Annotated in this window: 22 protein-coding genes; 13 read left to right on the top strand and 9 right to left on the bottom strand. The window is 42.3% G+C overall.

Annotated elements, in window-relative coordinates; all coding sequences use genetic code 11:
* Positions 1–106: 106 nt before the first annotated feature.
* Complete coding sequence (locus KXD93_RS13970) at positions 107–358, top strand: hypothetical protein (protein WP_258137755.1); 252 nt, start codon at positions 107–109, stop codon at positions 356–358.
* Positions 279–773: an outer membrane beta-barrel protein gene (locus KXD93_RS13965; protein ID WP_258137754.1), complete on the top strand. Its 495-nt coding sequence runs from the start codon at positions 279–281 to the stop codon at positions 771–773. The genes KXD93_RS13970 and KXD93_RS13965 overlap by 80 nt, the downstream gene beginning before the upstream one ends.
* Before the next feature lie 124 nt (positions 774–897).
* Here KXD93_RS13965 and KXD93_RS13960 read toward each other — a convergent pair whose 3' ends face one another.
* The gene (locus KXD93_RS13960) at positions 898–1,308 is read right to left on the bottom strand and encodes a BrxA/BrxB family bacilliredoxin (protein WP_258137753.1); all 411 of its coding nucleotides are present in this window, start codon (positions 1,306–1,308) and stop codon (positions 898–900) included.
* A gap of 263 nt (positions 1,309–1,571) precedes the next feature.
* Between KXD93_RS13960 and KXD93_RS13955 the strand changes: the two genes are divergently transcribed.
* Together KXD93_RS13955 and KXD93_RS13950 are read left to right on the top strand one after the other, a co-directional pair.
* A complete protein-coding gene (locus tag KXD93_RS13955) occupies positions 1,572–2,438 on the top strand; it encodes a M23 family metallopeptidase (protein WP_258137752.1) in 867 nt (288 codons plus the stop codon).
* Between the two features lie 14 nt (positions 2,439–2,452).
* Complete coding sequence (locus KXD93_RS13950; protein WP_258137751.1) at positions 2,453–2,872, top strand: bactofilin family protein; 420 nt, start codon at positions 2,453–2,455, stop codon at positions 2,870–2,872.
* A 34-nt stretch (positions 2,873–2,906) separates the two neighbouring features.
* Here the strand turns inward: KXD93_RS13950 and KXD93_RS13945 are convergent, their stop codons facing one another.
* Positions 2,907–3,611 carry a hypothetical protein gene (locus KXD93_RS13945; protein ID WP_258137750.1) on the bottom strand — a complete coding sequence of 235 codons (705 nt, stop codon included), beginning with the start codon at positions 3,609–3,611 and terminating at the stop codon, positions 2,907–2,909.
* A gap of 102 nt (positions 3,612–3,713) precedes the next feature.
* Between KXD93_RS13945 and ahcY the strand changes: the two genes are divergently transcribed.
* Complete coding sequence (gene ahcY, locus KXD93_RS13940) at positions 3,714–5,030, top strand: adenosylhomocysteinase (protein ID WP_258137749.1); 1,317 nt, start codon at positions 3,714–3,716, stop codon at positions 5,028–5,030.
* Between the two features lie 323 nt (positions 5,031–5,353).
* Positions 5,354–5,671, top strand: a complete 318-nt coding sequence (locus KXD93_RS13935; protein ID WP_258137748.1) for a hypothetical protein — start codon at positions 5,354–5,356, stop codon at positions 5,669–5,671.
* A 12-nt stretch (positions 5,672–5,683) separates the two neighbouring features.
* Here KXD93_RS13935 and KXD93_RS13930 read toward each other — a convergent pair whose 3' ends face one another.
* Positions 5,684–6,085, bottom strand: a complete 402-nt coding sequence (locus tag KXD93_RS13930; RefSeq protein WP_258137747.1) for a DUF5655 domain-containing protein — start codon at positions 6,083–6,085, stop codon at positions 5,684–5,686.
* A 237-nt stretch (positions 6,086–6,322) separates the two neighbouring features.
* Here KXD93_RS13930 and KXD93_RS13925 point away from each other — a divergent pair, with 237 nt between their 5' ends.
* Both KXD93_RS13925 and KXD93_RS13920 read left to right on the top strand, forming a co-directional pair.
* Positions 6,323–6,952, top strand: a complete 630-nt coding sequence (locus KXD93_RS13925) for an RDD family protein (RefSeq protein WP_258137746.1) — start codon at positions 6,323–6,325, stop codon at positions 6,950–6,952.
* 16 nt (positions 6,953–6,968) lie between these two features.
* Positions 6,969–7,589 (top strand): RDD family protein, encoded by a 621-nt coding sequence (locus KXD93_RS13920; protein ID WP_258137745.1) that lies wholly within the window; start codon positions 6,969–6,971, stop codon positions 7,587–7,589.
* A gap of 60 nt (positions 7,590–7,649) precedes the next feature.
* On the opposite strand, the gene KXD93_RS13915 is transcribed toward KXD93_RS13920, so the two are convergent.
* The 5 genes from KXD93_RS13915 to KXD93_RS13895 form a co-directional block, all read right to left on the bottom strand.
* Positions 7,650–8,291: an RDD family protein gene (locus KXD93_RS13915; protein WP_258137744.1), complete on the bottom strand. Its 642-nt coding sequence runs from the start codon at positions 8,289–8,291 to the stop codon at positions 7,650–7,652.
* A 119-nt stretch (positions 8,292–8,410) separates the two neighbouring features.
* A complete protein-coding gene (locus KXD93_RS13910; protein WP_258137743.1) occupies positions 8,411–9,394 on the bottom strand; it encodes a toast rack family protein in 984 nt (327 codons plus the stop codon).
* 40 nt (positions 9,395–9,434) lie between these two features.
* Positions 9,435–10,058, bottom strand: a complete 624-nt coding sequence (locus KXD93_RS13905; RefSeq protein WP_258137742.1) for a PspC domain-containing protein — start codon at positions 10,056–10,058, stop codon at positions 9,435–9,437.
* 23 nt (positions 10,059–10,081) lie between these two features.
* Positions 10,082–10,786 carry an SDR family NAD(P)-dependent oxidoreductase gene (locus KXD93_RS13900; RefSeq protein WP_258137741.1) on the bottom strand — a complete coding sequence of 235 codons (705 nt, stop codon included), beginning with the start codon at positions 10,784–10,786 and terminating at the stop codon, positions 10,082–10,084.
* A gap of 261 nt (positions 10,787–11,047) precedes the next feature.
* Positions 11,048–11,542 carry a GtrA family protein gene (locus KXD93_RS13895; protein WP_258137740.1) on the bottom strand — a complete coding sequence of 165 codons (495 nt, stop codon included), beginning with the start codon at positions 11,540–11,542 and terminating at the stop codon, positions 11,048–11,050.
* A gap of 271 nt (positions 11,543–11,813) precedes the next feature.
* On the opposite strand from KXD93_RS13895, the gene KXD93_RS13890 reads away from it, so the two are divergent.
* From KXD93_RS13890 to KXD93_RS13870, 5 genes are all read left to right on the top strand, one after another.
* Positions 11,814–12,545 (top strand): MlaE family ABC transporter permease, encoded by a 732-nt coding sequence (locus tag KXD93_RS13890; protein WP_258137739.1) that lies wholly within the window; start codon positions 11,814–11,816, stop codon positions 12,543–12,545.
* Complete coding sequence (locus KXD93_RS13885; RefSeq protein ID WP_258137738.1) at positions 12,542–13,294, top strand: ABC transporter ATP-binding protein; 753 nt, start codon at positions 12,542–12,544, stop codon at positions 13,292–13,294. Before KXD93_RS13890 ends, KXD93_RS13885 begins: the two co-directional genes overlap by 4 nt.
* 133 nt (positions 13,295–13,427) lie before the next feature.
* Positions 13,428–14,315, top strand: a complete 888-nt coding sequence (locus tag KXD93_RS13880; protein WP_258137737.1) for a class I SAM-dependent methyltransferase — start codon at positions 13,428–13,430, stop codon at positions 14,313–14,315.
* Between the two features lie 166 nt (positions 14,316–14,481).
* Positions 14,482–15,543 (top strand): hypothetical protein, encoded by a 1,062-nt coding sequence (locus tag KXD93_RS13875; protein WP_258137735.1) that lies wholly within the window; start codon positions 14,482–14,484, stop codon positions 15,541–15,543.
* A gap of 92 nt (positions 15,544–15,635) precedes the next feature.
* Positions 15,636–16,598: a Gfo/Idh/MocA family protein gene (locus tag KXD93_RS13870; RefSeq protein WP_258137734.1), complete on the top strand. Its 963-nt coding sequence runs from the start codon at positions 15,636–15,638 to the stop codon at positions 16,596–16,598.
* A 169-nt stretch (positions 16,599–16,767) separates the two neighbouring features.
* Here KXD93_RS13870 and KXD93_RS13865 read toward each other — a convergent pair whose 3' ends face one another.
* Complete coding sequence (locus tag KXD93_RS13865; protein WP_258137733.1) at positions 16,768–19,143, bottom strand: ABC transporter permease; 2,376 nt, start codon at positions 19,141–19,143, stop codon at positions 16,768–16,770.
* Between the last annotated feature and the right edge of the window lie 182 nt (positions 19,144–19,325).

Raw genomic sequence — 19,325 nt, 5'->3', positions numbered from 1 at the left:
AAACGTACTCCAGTGACCTGCGTTCTCGCAGGTCACCCTTTATAAAAGTGCTTGTTGTATTTTAAGTTTAAATAAATACTTTTATTCTACAATTAAAACCTCAACCATGAAAAAAATACTTTTACTTGCCGGGTTGTTAATCGCCTTTTCCGGTGCCTTTGCACAAACCATTACCTATGGAATTAAGGGCGGATTAAACCTCACCCAGGTGCCTGTACAATCTACCACCTTTGGGCTATCCTCTTCATCTGATAAGTACCTCGTCGGGTTTCATATCGGTGGTTTGGTTGCTATTGGCTTCGAGTCATTTTCAATCCAGCCCGGTATTTTTTTTCACCACAAAAGGAGGCAAGACTAACGCAGATATTGATATAAATTTTGGCGACGAAAGATTTAAAGGGACTGCTGTGGTAAAAACCAAACTCAATTACCTCGAAGTTCCGGTTAATTTTATTTACAAAGTTCCGGCGGGAGTTGGGAAGATGTTTTTTGGTGCGGGCCCGTATATAGGTTATGGCCTTTCGGGGAATGCCTCGGTAACTTCCAATGTTGATGGTCAAACAGCAACGCAAAACCAGGACGTAAAATTTGGCAACGGTGATGGTGAAATAAAAAATCCGGATTTTGGCTTTAATGTTTTAGCGGGATACGAATTACCTATGGGCGTTATACTGAATGCGGGATACGGCCAATCTTTCGCCGGCTCATCCAATACCAGCGGCAAAGTTAAAAATCAGGGTTTTCAGTTTTCGGTAGGATATTTCTTTAGGTAGTAGCTTTAGCTTAAAGCAGAAAGACTAAAGCTGAAAGCAAGAAAAGAGCTAAGTTTTTTTACCGAAAGCAAAAAGCTGAACAGGTTATCCCTCTTCAGCTTTTTGCTTTGATCTTTATGCTTAACTAGCAATACTGCTCAAATGCACCGATAAGGTTATCAGCAATCATTTGTGCCGGGCGACCTTCAATCTGATGACGCTCGATAATATGAACCAGTTTGCCATCCTTAAATAAAGCCATAGCCGGTGATGACGGAGGATAAGGCAGCATATAAGCGCGAGCCTTGTTAACCGCATCAGCTTCCATACCTGCAAAAACTGTTACCAATTTATCAGGATGTTTTTCGCTCTGGGCCGCCATACGTGCAGCCGGGCGTGCATTTGCTGCCGCACAACCGCAAACCGAATTTACCATTACAAACACGGTGCCTTCGCTTTCAATAGCCTTAGTAACCGCATCTGCATCCTTTAACTCTTCAAAGCCAACTCTTGTAAGCTCTTCCCGCATTGGGGCTACTAAATATTCTGGATACATCTTTTTCTCTTTTTTTCTAAATTCGACAACAAAAATAACAAATGATTGGGCTTTACAACTTAAAATTCAGAATAATAACAATCTGCTGACGGTGGGAGGAGTCCTAAGCCAGAAGTCGTTAGTCCGAAGTTGGAAGAAAATCATGCCAAATTTTTTACTTCAGACTAATAACTTTATACTAATGACTTAAGAATTCAGAGGCAAACAAACATTTTGTTTTTATAACCCAAACTCCTATCTTGCCGTCCCTAATTAGTAAACTGATGAAATTGAAACCGTCTGACGTTAGTACCGTCATCATTGTTAATAAGAATAAGGAAGGTTCTCAAACACTTCAAGTCAAGACAAAACACATCAATCGCCTAAAGCATTACCTGTTTGCCGTTTTAGCAGTTATCACCACTTTAACATTATCGGTTATTTATTTGAACCATAAAAGCGGACAGCAGGAAGAAGAAAGATTACGCCTGGTGGCACAACTGGTAAAACTAAAGGGTGAAATTCCTCCACCCAACATCGAAGTAAAAAAAACAAACACTGCTCAAAGCTATATCCAGTCGATAGAAGTTAAACTACAAACCATAAACAACTATTTAAGAAAACGCGGCTTAAAAGGCTTTTCAACAGCCGCTGTTGGCGGAAACGGTAACGCGGAAGCCGCCAAGCTTACCGATTCTGAAACCTATTCGTTATATGATGAATACCTGAACAGGCTGGTACATACCGTGGCCTTTACGCCTATGGGTTATCCGCGTGTAAGCTCGCTAACTTCATACTTTGGATACCGCAGTGATCCCTTTAATTCAGCAAGCGCTGAATTTCATCCGGGCATCGATTTTAAGGGAAACCGCGGCGATGAAGCCAAATGTACCGCAACGGGCAAGGTTGTTTTTGCAGGCTGGTATGGGGGTTACGGCAACTGTGTTCGTATTGCACATGCCAATAGCTTCGAAACCCTGTATGGCCACCTGTCGAAGATTTCGGTGAGGGTTGGGCAGGAAGTTACCGTTGGCCAAAAAATTGGCGAGGTAGGATCAACCGGGCACTCAACCGGAACGCATCTCCACTATGAAGTTCGCAAAAATGGCAAGGCCATCAACCCAATAAAATTTTTGACACTTAACAATTAATACCAGGAACAATCATGGCATTATTTTCAAAGAAGGAAAAAGTTTCGTTAGACCTGCAATCAATATCGACACTGATTAGTGAAGGTTCCATTTTCGATGGCAACCTAAAGGCGCCATCGGTTGCGCGGATAGACGGGCAGGTAACCGGCGATGTTATGGTTGATGAAGGACTGATATTAGGCGAAGCCGGATCAATACATGGCAACGTTATTACAAAGGAAATGGTTGTTTACGGCGTGGTAAACGGCAATATCCAAACAAATTCCCTCGAAATTAAAGCATCGGGCAAAGTTACCGGCGAGATAAGGACCCAAACCCTTACCGTTGAAAACGGCGCTGTTTATAACGGCAGCCTCTCCATGACCCAAAACAACAAGCTTGCACAAACCAATAAACTGCCTAAGAAAGAGCAGAAGGTTTTGGAAGTTGGTTGATTAAGTTGATTGGGTTTATTGAGTTGATTATGTTTTAATCTTCCCAATCAACTTTGTCGGGATACATTTTTAGATATTTGAACTCGTCAAAATCTTTATAAAAAGTTGTTACGGGAAAGTTTTTTTTCTCGGTAGAACCTTTCCATGTTAGGTGAATAACAGCAAATTGGGTGTCAATTTCTTTTTTTCTGCTTACAAACAAAATGTCGTCATTCCTCCGACAAAGTGCGGCGAAATAAAAGTCTGCAAGAGGATGTGCTTGTGCATTATTGAAAAGTTTGAAAATGGACAGTGATATATTGGGGGAGTAAATGCCCAATTCCTTCTGCAACTCTTCTTCAAACAAAAGCTTTTGTTCAATTGATATAGGCTCCCATGGTTCTTCCGTAAATGACCTGGACACAGGTTGAAGAAAAAAATCATCAATAACGTGCCAGTCGATACCGATAATATCAACCTGTATCGGCCTGTTTGGAAAGTTCCATGAATCATTGAAGGTTATCCCACCGGCAGCATAAATAAAGTATCCGTTATTCAACTGTACATTTAAATTTAAGGTGAACCATTCTTCAAAATCGGGTACAGTTAAGGCATTAAATCTCCAAACATAGTCTCGCACATCGTTGTAATAGCTTTTGGCTGGCGAAAACTCACCATAAAGATGGCCCATACTGTCATCGCCGACCCGAAGTTGAACCGAGCCTATTAATTTAGTGTGAGAGAATATTTCCGCTTTCATTACCGTAAATATATAGGTTTTAACTTGCCATAGGGCAACTTAAACTCCCGGATTTCATTTTCATAAAGGTATGCCTTACCTTTGAAAAAAAATTAAACAACTATGTCATCAGTAGAAACTGCTTACACCAAATACAAGGTAAAAGACTTTTCATTGGCTCAATGGGGTCGCAAGGAGATAGAATTAGCTGAGGCCGAAATGCCGGGCTTAATGGCTTTACGTAAAGAGTACGGTCCGTCGAAAGCATTAAAGGGCGCACGCATTGCCGGTTGCCTGCACATGACTATCCAAACTGCTGTTTTAATTGAAACTTTGATTGAGCTGGGTGCTGAAGTTACCTGGTCGTCATGTAATATATTCTCAACCCAGGATCATGCCGCTGCTGCTATTGCTGCCGCTGGTGTTTCTGTTTATGCCTGGAAGGGTATGAACGCCGAAGAATTTGACTGGTGCATTGAGCAAACTTTATTTTTCGGTGAAGACCGCAAGCCATTGAACATGATCCTTGATGATGGCGGTGATTTAACCAACATGGTTCTGGATAGATTTCCTGAACTGGTTGCCGATATTAAAGGTTTATCAGAAGAAACTACTACCGGTGTACACCGCTTATATGAGCGTGTTAAAGCCGGTACATTGCCAATGCCAGCTATCAACGTAAACGATTCGGTTACCAAATCGAAATTCGATAACAAATACGGTTGCCGCGAATCATTAGTTGACGCGATCCGTCGTGCTACTGACGTAATGATGGCCGGTAAAGTAGCTGTTGTTTGTGGTTATGGCGACGTAGGAAAAGGTTCGGCCGATTCATTGCGTAATTCAGGTGTACGTGTTATCGTTACCGAAATTGATCCTATCTGCGCATTGCAGGCTGCTATGGAAGGCTTTGAAGTTAAGAAGCTTGACACTGCTATCCCTGAAGCTGATATTGTTGTTACCGCTACAGGTAACATGAACATCGTTCGCGAAAAACACTTCCGTGCTTTGAAAGATAAAGCTATCGTTTGTAACATCGGTCACTTTGATAACGAGATTGACATGGCCTGGTTAAACGGTACTTATGGCGATTCAAAAATTGAAATCAAGCCACAGGTTGACAAATATACAATCGACGGTAAAGACCTGATCATTTTAGCGGAAGGTCGTTTGGTTAACTTAGGTTGCGCAACCGGTCACCCAAGCTTTGTAATGAGTAACTCGTTCACCAACCAAACTTTGGCTCAGTTGGAGCTTTGGAACAACGGTGCGCAATACGAAAACAAAGTTTACACCCTGCCAAAACACCTTGACGAAAAAGTTGCCCGTTTACACCTTGCCAAAATTGGTGTTGAGCTGGAAGTTTTAGACCAGGACCAGGCTGAGTATATCGGTGTTACTGTTGATGGGCCGTTTAAACCGGAGTATTACAGGTACTAATTTGAGGCGAAAGCCGAAAGGTTTTCCGTTACACAAAGGGTATGATCTCCAGATCATGCCCTTTTGTTGTTTGCTACCGCGAGTTTGGCGATCAGCGTAACTCGTGGTGCGGCATATGGTAAGCTTCCAGCTTACTGAGCAGAAAGCCAATGTTATCCGAAAGTCGTTTCAATTTGATGTTTATTTTGGGAAGCTAAAAGCTTCCCAAATGTTATACCACGAGTTACGCTGATCGCCAAACTCGCGGCAGCGTTTGAGACAAGGTTCAAGATAGAAAAGGGCATGGTTTTAGGACTGTGCCCTTTTTTTATTATTTTGCAATTATGAACTATGTAACCGGTCCCAACGAGAAAACTACAGCAATTATATTTTTCACCATTTATAGTGTGATATGGGCAGGAACGTTTGCATTTTTATATAAGATGCACCAGGCCGCGTTAAGGTACGACAGCTCCGGATGGAATCATGGAGACTTAATTTCTTATTTTCCTGTGCTGGTATTTTTGTTGTCAGTGATGTACCTGTTTATTTTAATAATAAAGTCGTTTAGGTCTGCAAATAAAAAGCTTTACAGGTGGATTACGGCATTGGCTTCCATACCAGTGCTAATAGTTTTGATTTTTATTACACAGGGCTTCTGAAAATACTTGAAATTATAATAAATCATACGAATCCCTTATCCATCCAAAAAGCTGAGGCCTTAATTCATTGGTATTGCTTAGCCTGATGTTGTTCTGATATCTGCCGGCGGTTGCTGTCGTTTTTACTATCTGTGGCATTTCAATCGGCTTGGCAGAATAGAATTTCAGGTCGAGCTGTTTTTGCATGGGGCGGATAACGAAGAACGTTTGGCGGTGTACAAACGTGATGCAATTTGGGGTTGTACCTACTAAAACATAGGGCCAATCGGCAACTTCAGCCAAAAGTTTATCGAATAATAACAACAGTTCATCGCTTTTGCCCTTAAACAAATCATCGAGACTTATTTTAGCACAATAGTGGCGTTGCTGCTCGTTAAGCAACTCCCGTTCGCATTTTGGGCATATGTATGGCATGGTTTAAAATACAATTGTAAACTTCGTCCCCGCAATTGGCGTTCAATAAAATTAAACATTTTATTGAGCCGGGTAGTTTGATATTAAGAAATTTGCCCGGATAAAATAAACCGGACTTTAACCGCTTTGCGGTTAATCGGCGTAACTTTACAACCTCAGGTTGTGTTTTTTGTTATTGAAACGATAAACAACAAAATATACCTGTTATTTTATAACTTCAACCGTACTTAATTATTGATGGAACACGTATATTATATTTTAGAGGATAACGAGCAACTAGGCCCATTCAGCATTGATGAAGTAATGCAAATGGATCTTGACATTCATACAAGAATCCTGTCACCCTTAGCCGATACCTGGCAGGACGCCTGCGACCTGCCGGAGTTTTATCCCTATTTTGAGGCCAGGGGCATTTATTTGCCAACCGGCGATAACCTAGCGTCGTTTGCCTGGCGGCTTGTTGCCTGGATAATTGATTATATCATTTTAACTATTGTGCTTAGCTTTATTTTAAGCGCGATGGCCGAACGGGGAATCATTCATATTTTAAAATCGTACGATGATTTTGTTAAGGCACCGCGAAGCGAATTACTGCTGATGCAACTGGTGTTTGGAATAACGTTGATAATTTATAATTCAGTTTGCGAAGCGTCGTCACTACAGGGAAGCCTTGGTAAAAAGGTGTGCAAGCTGGTGGTGGTTGATATCGACGGTCAACGCCTTAGTTTTGTCAATGCTTTTTTAAGGAGCTTTGGGAAGGCCATATCTATCTTTATAGTTTATTTGGGATTTGTAAGTATACTTTTTACCGAGCACCGCCAGGCATTGCATGATATGCTTGCTAAAACGTACGTGGTGAAACTTTAAAAAGGATGGGGCCGGCATGATCGATGACTATTACTTTGTGCAATATGGAATGAGATTAGGACCCTTTACTTACGAAGAGCTAATAGGATTGCAACTTGATATCGATACCCCTATTTTGCGGCCAAATACAAGTACCTGGGCGGATGCCTGCGATATCCCCGAACTGTACGCTTATTTTGAGAAAAGAGGGATTTACTTCCCTGCCAAAAGCAACCTGGCATCGTTCTGGTCGCGGTTGCTGGCCTATATAATTGATTTCATTTTAGTGGAGATCCCGTTGCTTTTATTGTTTTATGAACTGGCTTTAAAGGGGGATATTGATTACCACTCGCCGATGCAAATGTTTATGGCAGTCGTGGCTTTTCATATTGTAATTATTATTTATAACACCATTTGCGAATATAGCCTCATGAAGGGTAGCATCGGTAAAAGAATTTGCGGTCTGGTGGTTGTTGACGTTGATGGGGGAAAGATTCGCCTGTACAGCGCGCTGAAGCGGAATATCTTTAAGGTATTGTCGCGTGTATTATTTTACCTTGGTTTTTTACGTGTTTTGTGGGATGAGCACCGCCAGGGATGGCACGATGATTTTGTAGGGAGCTATGTAGTGAGGAGAGAGAATAAAGTTCATGGTTAATAGATCATAGTTCATAGCCGGAATTTACCACTGTTTTTCTACCATGAACTATGAACTTCTTTAAAATAACCTATCCTTCATTACCAGCGTGCCCGCTATCATATCGTGCAAACATTGCTGTTGTTTACTAAAAAAGCTGAGCAGGTAGCCTATAAATAAAGTTGATACCGATACGAGCTTTGCCAGGTTTCTTGCTATTGCCCGGCCCGGGCTTATCCGTTCGCCCTGCATATCACAAACTTTAATATTAAGGATCTGCTTGCCGTAGGTGGCCTGTTTTGCAGAAGATTCCATTATTATTTGGTAAACCAGTTTTATCATAGGGATAACAGCAAAAAGGCTGAATGTGACGATTAGCCGCGTTGCCCTATCGTTAATAAAAATTACGACAAAAAATGTAATGATGGTGCATACACCCGAAACAAAAAACCAATCGAGTGCCGCGGCCATTAACCGCTGATCAAAGTTGCCAAAGTATTGGGGGATCAGCGCCTGTTTGCTGAATCCAAAAAGTTCACGCAACTCAGGTATTTCATGCGCCTCCTTATAATCGTCCATAGCGGCAGTTTTTAAAAAATCGCCGGGTTTTATTTTGTGTTCCCTTAACTGCTCAATTGTGAATGGCCCCTGCGGCTTGCCGCCTATTACGAGAATATACTGATTGTTGGAAGGTTGAAATGTTGTAAAGTTGAAAGGTTCCATTGCAAATCAAATTTAAGGATAAAACCATCACTAATGATTAAAGGCTGAAATGTTCGGCAAAGAATAATCATTGCTACAACATTTCAACCTTCAAACGTTTCAACTTTACAACAGTCGAACTAGTATCTGCTTACATTAAAGCCTGACAAGCCGCCACTGATATGAATATGGATCTTATTTTTTGCTGCAGCGAAATTTGGAGTTTCGTAATTATTGTCGCGGGTTTTGTTGAAGCCCTCAAAATCGTTACCTGATAAGCCCGAATCAGTTTCGATGCTGCAGGCAGCACTTTCTGGTATGCTAACGTCAACTCCTGATACCCCTGTTGAAATTTCAACGTCGGTTAATAACAAAGGCTGACCTAATTTTACGTTGAATGACGCCGCGCCGCCGTGTATTTTAAGGTTTCTCACTTTAAACTTTGTTAAGTCGAACTCAACGCTGGCTGCACCTGTTTCTACATTTATATCCCAGATAGGGGTCGGGTTTAACCGCATTTCAACCTTGTTCTTATCTGAATCGAAATTTAAAGTTTTATGATCGGCCATTTTGAAGTTAACATCAAATACAGAGTCGGCCTTGTTTGTAGTGAAATTGTACCTGCCATTAGTTTCGTTCGTATATGCACTAAATAGCTGGTTGGTAGTGTCTGACAGGTTGTACGCAGTTCCGCCGCCGCTCACGTTAAGACGGGCAAGTTTTATTCCAGCGTTATATGGCGTGTTAAAAGTGCCCTTACCGGTAGTTCTGAAATCGTCGTTATTGTCGTCATCGTCATTGTTATCGTTGTTGCTGCTGTCATTATCGTTGTCATCATTGTGATAGCTAAAGTTACCATGGCGGGGCCAAAAATTGTAACGGTCGCCAAAGTCGCCAAATAACAACAATCCTACACCAACTACCACTACCGATATTTTTGCAATAGTAGCCCAAATAGTACGGTTATGTGCAAACACCAGGTTTACGCCTGCAATTACTAAGAATATCGGCCACAAGTGTATGATATTGTAAAAGTGGAAATGCAGGTATCCATAATTACTAAGCAGGATGGCTGCGCCTATCAGCACCAGTATAAGTCCGGGAATTATTTTATCATTTTTCATCTTGTTTCAATTTAAAGGTTAGCCTTTGTGTGGGCTGTAATTATATATTGTTTGTGCTGTCGGACTGTGGAGCGGCATCGGCTGTAGTATCGTTATCATTTTTATCGGCATTTTTCAGGTTATGCTTGTGCCAGGCGTCATTTTGCTGACCTGACAGGAGCAGGGCACAGCCGGCAATAACTAATATCAGGGGCCATAACCTGCCGAAATCAAAATCAGGGATCAGGTCGTATTCGTCAATCAGGATGAAGCCGCCAATAAGTATCAGAACGGTGCCCACAATAATGCCGGCATGTGATTTTTGCTTTGGAACGTTTTCAATCGGGTTTTCGCTGAACGGGTTGCCTCCATAAGGATTGCCGCCGAACGGGTTTCCACCGAATGGGTTCGCGCCTTGTTGCGGATTGTTAAACTGGCCACCGGGTTGTTGCGGTGGAACGGTATAGTCAACCGTTGGGTTATTAAAATTACTGTATAAATAGCCTTTCCTGGGTAATACTATCCATAATACGATGTAGGGAATAACGCCTACACCTGCCAGGCAAACGGACCCAACCAATAGTAAACGAACGATGGTAACGTCCATTTCGAAATATTCAGCGAGGCCTGCGCAAACACCACCTAACACTTTGTGGTATTCATCACGATATAGTTTCTTGTTCATTTTATGTTGTTTTTTGAGTTGATTTATATTTGACCGTATGTTGGTGTTATTACTATTTCATCTACGTTTGCCCCGCTGCTCATTTTGTAAATGTTGACAATGGCCGATGCAACGTCTTCGGGTAAAACCATTTTATCCTTGTCAACCTGCGTTCCCTTCCACGAGTCGGTTAAGGTTGAGCCCGGAATAACTGCAGTTACCTTTATCCCATGCGGCTGCATTTCTGTACGCATTACCTTGTTAAGACCTAACAGCGCATATTTTGTTACACTGTATGTACCAGCCTCAGCAATAGGACTTAACGAGGCTACCGAACAGATGTTGAAAATATGTCCATCGCATGCGTTTATCATTTTTTTACCGAAATAACGGTACAATTCATAGGCCGGAGCAAGGTTGGTGTTTACATGTTTTTCAAGCGTTCCGTCGGCATCATCCAATATGCTTGAATATTCATAAATGCCGGCGTTGTTTACAATTATACCGATGGCGCCTAGTTGCGCTTCAGCAGCAGCGGCAAAGTCAAGCAACTGTTGTTTTATGCTTACGTCGGTAACTGAAGTAACAATTTTTATGTTCGGGTTTATGGCTGATAATTCGCTTTTAAAGGCATCAAGATCGGACGCGTTCCTTGAGCAAACGGCAAGGTTGATCCCCTCCTTTGCAAAGGCAATTGCTATTGCCCGGCCCATTCCCTTTGTTGATGCTGTTATTAGCGCGTTTTTCATTTTATTTTATGTTAAAGTTTGATGTTTGATCAAACAATAATATCTAAAAATCTCAATGTTTTAATTGATATATCAAATCTACCTTATAAATAAGGATGCCTGTTATGGCTTTTGGTAAAGCGGGATATATTTTCGGTAAACAGTGGAAAAATAACGGTGAAAAAAACAGGAAGGTAAGTTTAAGGCATACGCAATGCTAAGCCACAAGCTATGCCTCACTAAACCTGTTGGAATATCTTAGTAACGAATGAGTTTTGCCGGTTACTTTTTCGTCTTAAAAAAGAAATACGTTTGGCTGCTATAACTAAAAATAATGACCAGGAATGTTGTGGCAATTTTAGCCGGGGTAGGGTACCATCCAAAATAATCAACAAATACCTTTAGGAGCAGGTAATTGAAAATGATACAGATGAACACTACAATCAGATAACGAATAAGTTGGCTCCTGCGGTTAAGGCCCGTATCTTGGAATACCACATACCTGTTTAAATAAAAACCCGTCGGTTGGCTAAAACAGAAGGCAAATGCCATTGCTGCTATATGCGGGCTTAATGTAAAATTAAAGATTTCGAAATTATGCTTTTTAAAAACGAAGTTATAAGCAAACGAAAATATTACAATGTCAAACACCGTATTAGCTCCGCCGGCTGCAGCGTACCTGAATGTTTTTAAAGGAATGATTTTTTTAAACGGAGAATAAAAGAAGTCAATTATTGATAATATGAGGTTCCGTAAAAAATGGTGTGCTTGTTTCATTTAAAAAATTCCGGGGCAAATATACGAATTGTAATATCGGATTTAGTCCTATTGACCACCTATCGCATAATTCTTACAAATCGTGAGCTAATAACGACTTATGGTCTAAGTTATTATTAACGAACCTCAAACCATCTTCCTGATATTTAGTTGTAATACGAAATGTATTTAAACATCCAAAAGTCATCAAAACGCATAATGTTAAATAACACGGCGATGGTAATGCACCATATTGCTTAAAACCGTATTTTTAGCCGAATTTAATTACTAAATGTTTCAAAGCTTAGGAAAATATATACTCTTACTTAATTTAAGTTTCCGAAAACCCGAAAAATTTAAAGTTTACTGGGCCGAGGTTATGCGCGAAATGGTTTCCGTGGGAATCGGGTCATTGGGTATCATCAGTATCATATCCCTGTTTATTGGTGCAGCCACAACAATACAAGTAGCCTTCCAGCTATCCAGCCCGTTAGTGCCGCGTAGTATAGCCGGCAGCATTGCCCGCGACTCAACCATATTAGAGTTTAGCCCAACCATATCCTCGCTGGTTTTGGCCGGCAGGGTAGGATCGAGCATTGCCTCGCAAATAGGCACTATGCGGGTTACCGAGCAAATTGACGCGCTTGAAATTATGGGGGTAAATGCCCCCGGATACCTAATAGCACCTAAAATTATTGCAGGCGTAACAATGGTGCCATTGCTGGTGATTGCCTCTATTGCCCTGGGGATTACAGGTGGCTGGATTGCATGCATTTTATCAGGCGACGTTAGTCCTGCTGATTACATTGCAGGTGTACAAGGCGGTTTTAACGGGTTAACCGTTAGGGTTGCATTGGTTAAGGCTGCTGTTTTTGGTTTTATTATTGCTTCTATTTGTGCCTACCAGGGGTTTTATACATCAGGCGGCGCGCTTGAAGTAGGCCAATCGGCTACCCGCGGTGTAGTATACAGTTGTGTGATGATATTATTTGCCGATTTGGTTATAACACGTTTAATGCTATGATCGAGGTAAAGGATATTTATAAAACATTTGGTGAAAACGAAGTGCTGAAGGGGATAAGTGCCAAATTTGTTGCAGGTAAAAATAACCTCATTATTGGCGGGTCCGGTTCCGGAAAAACCACGCTGCTTAAATGTATTGTAGGTTTACATGACCCTACAAAGGGGCAGGTCTTTTTTAACGATGAAAATTTTACGGAGATGGATTTTACACAGCGTGTACCTATCCGCACAGAAATTGGGATGCTTTTCCAAAACTCAGCGTTATTTGATTCAATGACGGTTGAGGAAAATATCATGTTCCCTCTTAACTTGTTTACTCAACAATCAAAAGAAGAAAAGCTCGATCGCGCCAATTTTTGCCTGAAGAGGGTAAACCTTGAAGGTAAAAATAAACTGTATCCATCTGAATTATCGGGTGGGATGAAAAAGCGGGTGGGCATTGCACGCGCCATCTCCATGCAGCCAAAATACCTGTTTGTTGATGAGCCCAATTCCGGGCTTGACCCTAAAACATCTATTCTTATTGATGAGCTGATCAATGAGCTCACCGAGGAATATAAAATAACCACCGTTATTGTTACCCACGATATGAACTCGGTTATGGGCATTGGCGATCATATTGTGTTTTTGCACAACGGCCAAAAATGGTGGGAAGGATCGAACCACGAAATTGCCCATACCGATAACAAAGAGCTCAATTCATTTGTGTTCGCCAGTAAGTTTATGCAGGCAGCGAAAGAGAAATTGTAGTTAAGTCCGAAAGTCAGTAAAGTCGGGAAGTCCGAAAGAGGAAAAGATTATTTAACTTTGCGGCTTGTTTAATTACTAACTAAAAGCATCTTCCGGACTTTCGGTCTTTCCGACTTTACGGACTTCCAAAACCATGATCCAACTACTTACACCCACCCACTGGAAAGATTACGAACTGATTGATTGCGGTGACTTTGAAAAGCTGGAGCGTTTTGGCAATGTGATCCTCATTCGCCCGGAGCCGCAGGCAGTATGGAGCAAAGCTTTGAGCAATGCTGAATGGCAGCGCCTGCACCATATAAAATTTAAGGGCCGCTCGGCAACATCTGGTGAATGGCTAAAGAAAAATCCTGCCACTCCCGATCGCTGGCATATTGAATATAAAAATCCTGAAGCAAGCATTAAATTCCGGTTGGCATTAACTTCATTTAAACATCTTGGGATCTTCCCCGAACAGGCTGTTAACTGGGATTATATCACCCAAAACATAAAGAAGTTTAAAACACCCGAGCCCAAAGTGCTTAACCTGTTTGCTTATACCGGCGGTGCGTCACTTATTGCGCAGGCAGCGGGGGCAGATACAACACACGTTGACTCCATAAAGCAAGTGGTTACCTGGGCCAATGAAAACCAGGAACTCTCGGGCTTAACCAATATCCGCTGGGTAGTTGAAGATGCCCTAAAATTTGTGAAGCGCGAATTGAAACGTGGAAAAAAATATAACGGCATCATCCTTGATCCCCCCGCCTACGGCCATGGCCCTAATGGCGAAAAATGGAAGCTGGAAGATAACATCAACGAGATGATGGACGAGGTTATCCAGCTGCTCGATCCGGAAGAACACTTCCTGATTTTAAACACTTATTCTCTCGGCTTTTCATCGGTAATAATTGAAAACCTCATCAAAAGCGCCTACCCCCAAGTTCAAAACCTGGAAACCGGAGAACTTTACCTGCAGGCAACCGCGGGGTCAAAACTACCGCTGGGTGTGTTTGGGAAATTCTTTAAAGCTTCGGTTTAGAGACTGGAGACCAGAGGTTAGAGATTAGTTGAGGAGAAAACTGATATGCCTAAATATCAGTCAAAAACTCAAATCAGTCGGGTAAATTGTTAATAATTTTAGCCATATTCGCGGCAAAAAAGGTGTTAATTTGCAACAACACTGTTACAAGCAAAAATCTATCAAAATGAAAGTGAGAAACATTATTCTATCTGCATTTCTACTACCCACATTAATGCTGTTTTCAAATTGCAGTCAGCCGGCCGCCGGTTCAAAAGACAAGTCTGCCGCTGCGAAGGACACCACTAAAAAAGTAGCGGCAGCTGCTGAGGATACTGTTCCTGCAAAAGTTGTTTATCCGCCTCTAGATAAAAAACTTTACGATTCGTTGATGAAAAAACTGGCCAACGGCGATACTACCGGGAAATGGCCTGTAAAAAAGGCCCCTTACCCTTTGCCTGGTGCTATTTTACCCTTTAAACGCGTTATCGCCTATTATGGTAACCTGTCCGCTAAAAAAATGGGCATCCTGGGCGAACTGCCGCCAGACGAAATGCTGGCCAAACTGCATGGAGAAGTAAAACATTGGGAGAAAGCCGATCCGCAAACACCTGTGCAACCGGCGCTGCATTATATAGCAGTGGTGGCCTCCGGTTCTGCCGGTAAGGACAACATGTATATCAACCGGATGCCTGATAAAAAAATAGATAGCGCAGTGCGCCTTGCTAAAAGGGCCCATGCCATACTTTTTTTGGATATACAGGTAGCGTTGAGCAAGATCCAGGCGGAGCTGCCCAAGCTGGAAAAATACTGGCGAATGCCTAACGTACATTGCGGTATCGACCCCGAATTTTCTATGCATGATGGCGTCCATCCCGGCAAAAAAATAGGGTCTTACGATGCAGCAGATGTTAACTATGTTTCGGCTTACTTAGCCAACGAGGTGAAAAAATATAACCTGCCGCCCAAAATTTTTATTGTTCACCGTTTTACCCGTAAAATGCTGACCAATTATCAAAACATTAAGCTTCACCCCGAAATTCAGTTTGTTATGGATATGGACGGTTTCGGCCCACCCGATTTAAAGACAGGAACTTACCGCGATTATGTTTATCACGACCCGGTACAGTTTACCGGCTTCAAATTGTTTTATAAAAACGACTCGTGGTTGCCGCCCCATCATATGCTAACGCCCGAGGAGATCCTAAAGATTTACAAGCCGCACCCGATTTATATACAGTACCAATAGTCGTAGAGACACAATACTTTGTGTCTTAGGTTAAAATTTATTAAAGCATTTGTAGAGACGCAATATTTTGCGTCTCTACGTATTTAAAAGAAATGATAAAATGGGGCATTATAGGCTGCGGGCGCATTGCGCACCGCTTTGTGCAGGGACTTAAAGCTGTTCCGGGTACTGAATTGGTTTCGTTATGGTCGCGCCGGCCTGAAACGGTTATTGCATTTTCAGAACAGCATGGTGGCCACGCCTGCGCTACCGTTGAAGAACTGCTTGCCAGCGACATCGATGCTGTATACATTGCCACACTTCCTGATAGTCACCCGGAATATTGTTTTGCGGCCTTTAACGCCGGTAAGCATGTGCTTTGCGAGAAGCCGGCAGCAATTAATCTGGATATCTTAAACCCAATACTTGAAGCGGCAAGGTCAAAGGGCTTGTTGTTTATGGAAGCGATGAAGCCGCCATTCTTTCCACTATATAGCCGTTTAAAGGAATATTTGATAACTAATCCTATTGGCCCGGTGGGATATGTAAGAGCTGGATCGTCGGTGGCCGATATTCCACGAGACCATCCAAATTTTAGTTATGACTACGTTGGCGGCGCGATAATGCAGATAGGCATTTACGAGGCATTTTTAGCAGTTGATTGGCTGGGTGAAACTCAACAAGTGCAAACCATGGGCCGGTTTGGCGGAACAGGGATCGACATGTTTGCGATATTTCAAACCCTGCATACCAATGGCTATGCACAGCTTTACGCTGGCTTCGATCTGCATGGAAAAGGGGATGCGCTAATTTGCGGAACCATAGGACACATCACCATCCATAAAAACTGGTGGAATCCTTCAAAAGCCACCATCAATTACCTGGATGGGCGGATTGTTGTAATCGATGAGCCTTTCACTGCTGGCGGTTTAAATTATGAAATTGAACATTTTTGTGAATTGATAAAGGCTGGCAAAATCGAAAGCAATATTGTCAGTTATGACATGTCGCGGCAGATGATCGCGATGCTGGATAAAGCACGGGAGCAGGTAGGATTGAGGTTTAAGGGGGAGTGACTTCCTACTGCGTCATTGCGAGGAACGAAGCAAACTCTACTAAGGACATTCATGAACCTGGATATTTGTGGCGACGTGAATGCGGCATTTTGCATTACTATATAGCTTATGTTTCGTTGATTAGCATGTGCAGAGTTTACTTCGTTCCTCGCGATGACATGTTATTGAGTTACTCGCTTTTCAAACTCTTCACCGGGTTAACCAGCGCTGCTTTTATAGACTGAAAACTAACCGTAACCAAAGCGATCAATATTGCTGCTGCACCTGAAAATACAAATACCCACCAGCTGATATTTATGCGGTAAGCAAAGTCCTGCAGCCACGTGTGCATGACCAGCCAAGCCAATGGCGAAGCAATAACAAGTGCGATAAATACTAGCTGCACAAAATCCTTTGAAAGCAGGGCCGCAATGCTGGTTACTGAAGCGCCCATCACCTTGCGGATGCCGATCTCCTTTTTACGCTGAGCCGTGCTGAAAGCCGAAAGGCCCAATAAGCCAAGGCAGGAGATCAATATTGCCAAAACCGAAAAACAAACAAACAAGCTGCCGAAACGCTGCTGCGAAATATATTGTTTGTTGTAAGCTTCATCCTCAAAAAAGTAAATTAAGGGTAGCCCCGGTGCCAGTTGCTTCCATTGTTTTTCTACCTGGGCAATCGTTTGCTGAACGTGGGCAGATGTTACGTCAAGCGTAAGGCAGGTAAAAAAGCCTGTTGTCGGCCTGATAGCCAAAGGCTGCACCAACTCCTGCGATGAGTGAAAATGAAAATCCTTTACCACGCCGACTATAGTGCCATCAGCCTTAAATTGCTTAAAGCTTTTGCCAATAGCTTGTTCGGGAGTTTTAAAGCCAAGCTTCTGCGCCATTGTTTCATTTATAAGCATGGCTTTTTCGTCGGCCGCGATCTGTTTGTTAAAGCCGCGCCCTTCAATTACCTGCACACCGTATTGATTCAAAAAATCATTGTCGAAGTAATAGGTTTCTGCCAGCACATCCTGGTTGGCGTTATCTTTATCTGCTATTATAGTTGATGTTTTATTGTTTGGTGTGCCGGGCACACTGGATGAGTAGCTTACACTTGAAATTCCAGGTATGGCAGTAAGCTGCTGTTTAACCAGGTCGGGATGATCAGTTATGCGCGGGTCAAATTGATAGTCTATTACCAGTTGGTGGGCTTTTTTAAAGCCCAACTGTTGATTCTGCATAAAGTCGAGCTGGTTGTAAACCACTATAGTGGAGATGATAAGCACAATTGAAATGGCAAACTGTGCCACTACCAATGATTTACGCAGTACCAGGCTGCCACTGCCGGAAGCCAGCTGTCCCTTTAAACTGCTGATCGGCTTAAAGCCAGATAAGAATAAGGCAGGATATAACCCGGAAAGGAAACCTACCAATACCGCTATCAATAACAACCCGGCAATGTAATACAGGTTATCGAAAATGCCCGTCGCAATGGTAGTACCCGTAAGCTGGTTGAACGTGGGCAGAAGTAAAGTTGCCAATCCTAACGCTAAAACAAAAGCTATCAAACAAAGCAAAACTGAGTCGGTAAAAAACTGGATGATCAGTTGTTTTTTTGTTGCGCCTAAAACTTTACGTACCCCAATTTCCCTTGCCCGCTTTAAGGAAAATGCCGTGGTTAAGTTGATAAAATTAAAGCAGGCAATAAATAATACAAACACAGCAACTATGGAAAAAATATAAATATTAGTTATACTGCCGCTCTCGGAGCTACCGGTACGGTGCCCGCGCGGTTTGCCATATAGGTAAACCCTTTTTAACGGCTCCAGCGACAACATGTATTTCGATTGGCTTTGATCCATATTGGCATTTACGATGCCGGCCAACTTGGCGTTTAGCTTTGCAACATCGGTGCCGGGTTTTAACAGCAGGTAGGTATAAAATCCAAAATGTGCCCAGTTGGTTTGCTGTCCCATCTGGAAGGTGGAGATGGAAAAAAGCATGTCCACCTTAAGGTGCGAGTTATAAGGAATGTCCTTCATGATCCCGGTAACAGCAGCTTTTTCCTGTCCGTTAACCAGTAATGTTTGCCCGATGGGATCGGTATGGCCAAAATATTTTTTTGCAGCGGTTTCGGTTAGTACTACATTAAACGGAGCATCGAATAAATGTTTGGCGTCGCCACGCAATAAAGGCCACGTAAAAACATCAAATGCTGAAGCATCGGCATAAGCGATTTCCTCCTTGGCAGCATTGTTTGGATTGCTTTGGATGATCATATCATCCATAAAGATCCTTGTAGCAATTTTTACCTCGGGGAAGGCTGCCTGCACAGCCGCCGCCATGGGAGCCGAAGTGCTTTCGTAATTAACACCTACGGGAGTTTTGACATCGGTTACCAGGCGGTAAATGTTATCTGCCTGCTTGTTATAACTGTCACGACTCAATTCAAATTGCACATACAACAAAGCAAAAAAGCAAACACAGATGCCGGTGCTTAGCCCGATAATGTTGATGGTTGAAAATGCCTTATGGTTTATAAAATAGCGCAGCGAGGTTTTAAAGTAATTTTTTAACATAAGCCGGTGATGAAATCACAAGATATGAAAAAACATTTTATTTTTTCAATCGCTACCGCGAGTTTAGCGACAGTGTAACTCGTGGTGCGGCATATGGTAAGCTTTCAGCTTACGGAGCAAAAAGCCCATGGTATCTAACCTTGATTCAAATTTTGATATTTATTCATGGAAGCTGAAAGCTT

Origin of the sequence: Mucilaginibacter phenanthrenivorans (assembly GCF_024721155.1) — a bacterium.
Classification (GTDB): Bacteria; Bacteroidota; Bacteroidia; order Sphingobacteriales; family Sphingobacteriaceae; genus Mucilaginibacter; species Mucilaginibacter phenanthrenivorans.
Note: the sequence above shows the minus strand (reverse complement) of the source record. Positions and strands in the feature narration are given on the sequence as shown.

What these genes read in the sequence shown, in the direction of transcription:
- KXD93_RS13970 (WP_258137755.1), top strand. Translation starts at nt 107, where the DNA reads ATGAAAAAAATACTTTTACTTGCCGGGTTGTTAATCGCCTTTTCCGGT.
- KXD93_RS13960 (WP_258137753.1), bottom strand. Translation starts at nt 1,308, where the DNA reads ATGTATCCAGAATATTTAGTAGCCCCAATGCGGGAAGAGCTTACAAGA.
- KXD93_RS13955 (WP_258137752.1), top strand. Translation starts at nt 1,572, where the DNA reads ATGAAATTGAAACCGTCTGACGTTAGTACCGTCATCATTGTTAATAAG.
- KXD93_RS13950 (WP_258137751.1), top strand. Translation starts at nt 2,453, where the DNA reads ATGGCATTATTTTCAAAGAAGGAAAAAGTTTCGTTAGACCTGCAATCA.
- KXD93_RS13945 (WP_258137750.1), bottom strand. Translation starts at nt 3,611, where the DNA reads ATGAAAGCGGAAATATTCTCTCACACTAAATTAATAGGCTCGGTTCAA.
- ahcY (WP_258137749.1), top strand. Translation starts at nt 3,714, where the DNA reads ATGTCATCAGTAGAAACTGCTTACACCAAATACAAGGTAAAAGACTTT.
- KXD93_RS13935 (WP_258137748.1), top strand. Translation starts at nt 5,354, where the DNA reads ATGAACTATGTAACCGGTCCCAACGAGAAAACTACAGCAATTATATTT.
- KXD93_RS13930 (WP_258137747.1), bottom strand. Translation starts at nt 6,085, where the DNA reads ATGCCATACATATGCCCAAAATGCGAACGGGAGTTGCTTAACGAGCAG.
- KXD93_RS13925 (WP_258137746.1), top strand. Translation starts at nt 6,323, where the DNA reads ATGGAACACGTATATTATATTTTAGAGGATAACGAGCAACTAGGCCCA.
- KXD93_RS13920 (WP_258137745.1), top strand. Translation starts at nt 6,969, where the DNA reads ATGATCGATGACTATTACTTTGTGCAATATGGAATGAGATTAGGACCC.
- KXD93_RS13915 (WP_258137744.1), bottom strand. Translation starts at nt 8,291, where the DNA reads ATGGAACCTTTCAACTTTACAACATTTCAACCTTCCAACAATCAGTAT.
- KXD93_RS13910 (WP_258137743.1), bottom strand. Translation starts at nt 9,394, where the DNA reads ATGAAAAATGATAAAATAATTCCCGGACTTATACTGGTGCTGATAGGC.
- KXD93_RS13905 (WP_258137742.1), bottom strand. Translation starts at nt 10,058, where the DNA reads ATGAACAAGAAACTATATCGTGATGAATACCACAAAGTGTTAGGTGGT.
- KXD93_RS13900 (WP_258137741.1), bottom strand. Translation starts at nt 10,786, where the DNA reads ATGAAAAACGCGCTAATAACAGCATCAACAAAGGGAATGGGCCGGGCA.
- KXD93_RS13895 (WP_258137740.1), bottom strand. Translation starts at nt 11,542, where the DNA reads ATGAAACAAGCACACCATTTTTTACGGAACCTCATATTATCAATAATT.
- KXD93_RS13890 (WP_258137739.1), top strand. Translation starts at nt 11,814, where the DNA reads ATGTTTCAAAGCTTAGGAAAATATATACTCTTACTTAATTTAAGTTTC.
- KXD93_RS13885 (WP_258137738.1), top strand. Translation starts at nt 12,542, where the DNA reads ATGATCGAGGTAAAGGATATTTATAAAACATTTGGTGAAAACGAAGTG.
- KXD93_RS13880 (WP_258137737.1), top strand. Translation starts at nt 13,428, where the DNA reads ATGATCCAACTACTTACACCCACCCACTGGAAAGATTACGAACTGATT.
- KXD93_RS13875 (WP_258137735.1), top strand. Translation starts at nt 14,482, where the DNA reads ATGAAAGTGAGAAACATTATTCTATCTGCATTTCTACTACCCACATTA.
- KXD93_RS13870 (WP_258137734.1), top strand. Translation starts at nt 15,636, where the DNA reads ATGATAAAATGGGGCATTATAGGCTGCGGGCGCATTGCGCACCGCTTT.
- KXD93_RS13865 (WP_258137733.1), bottom strand. Translation starts at nt 19,143, where the DNA reads ATGTTAAAAAATTACTTTAAAACCTCGCTGCGCTATTTTATAAACCAT.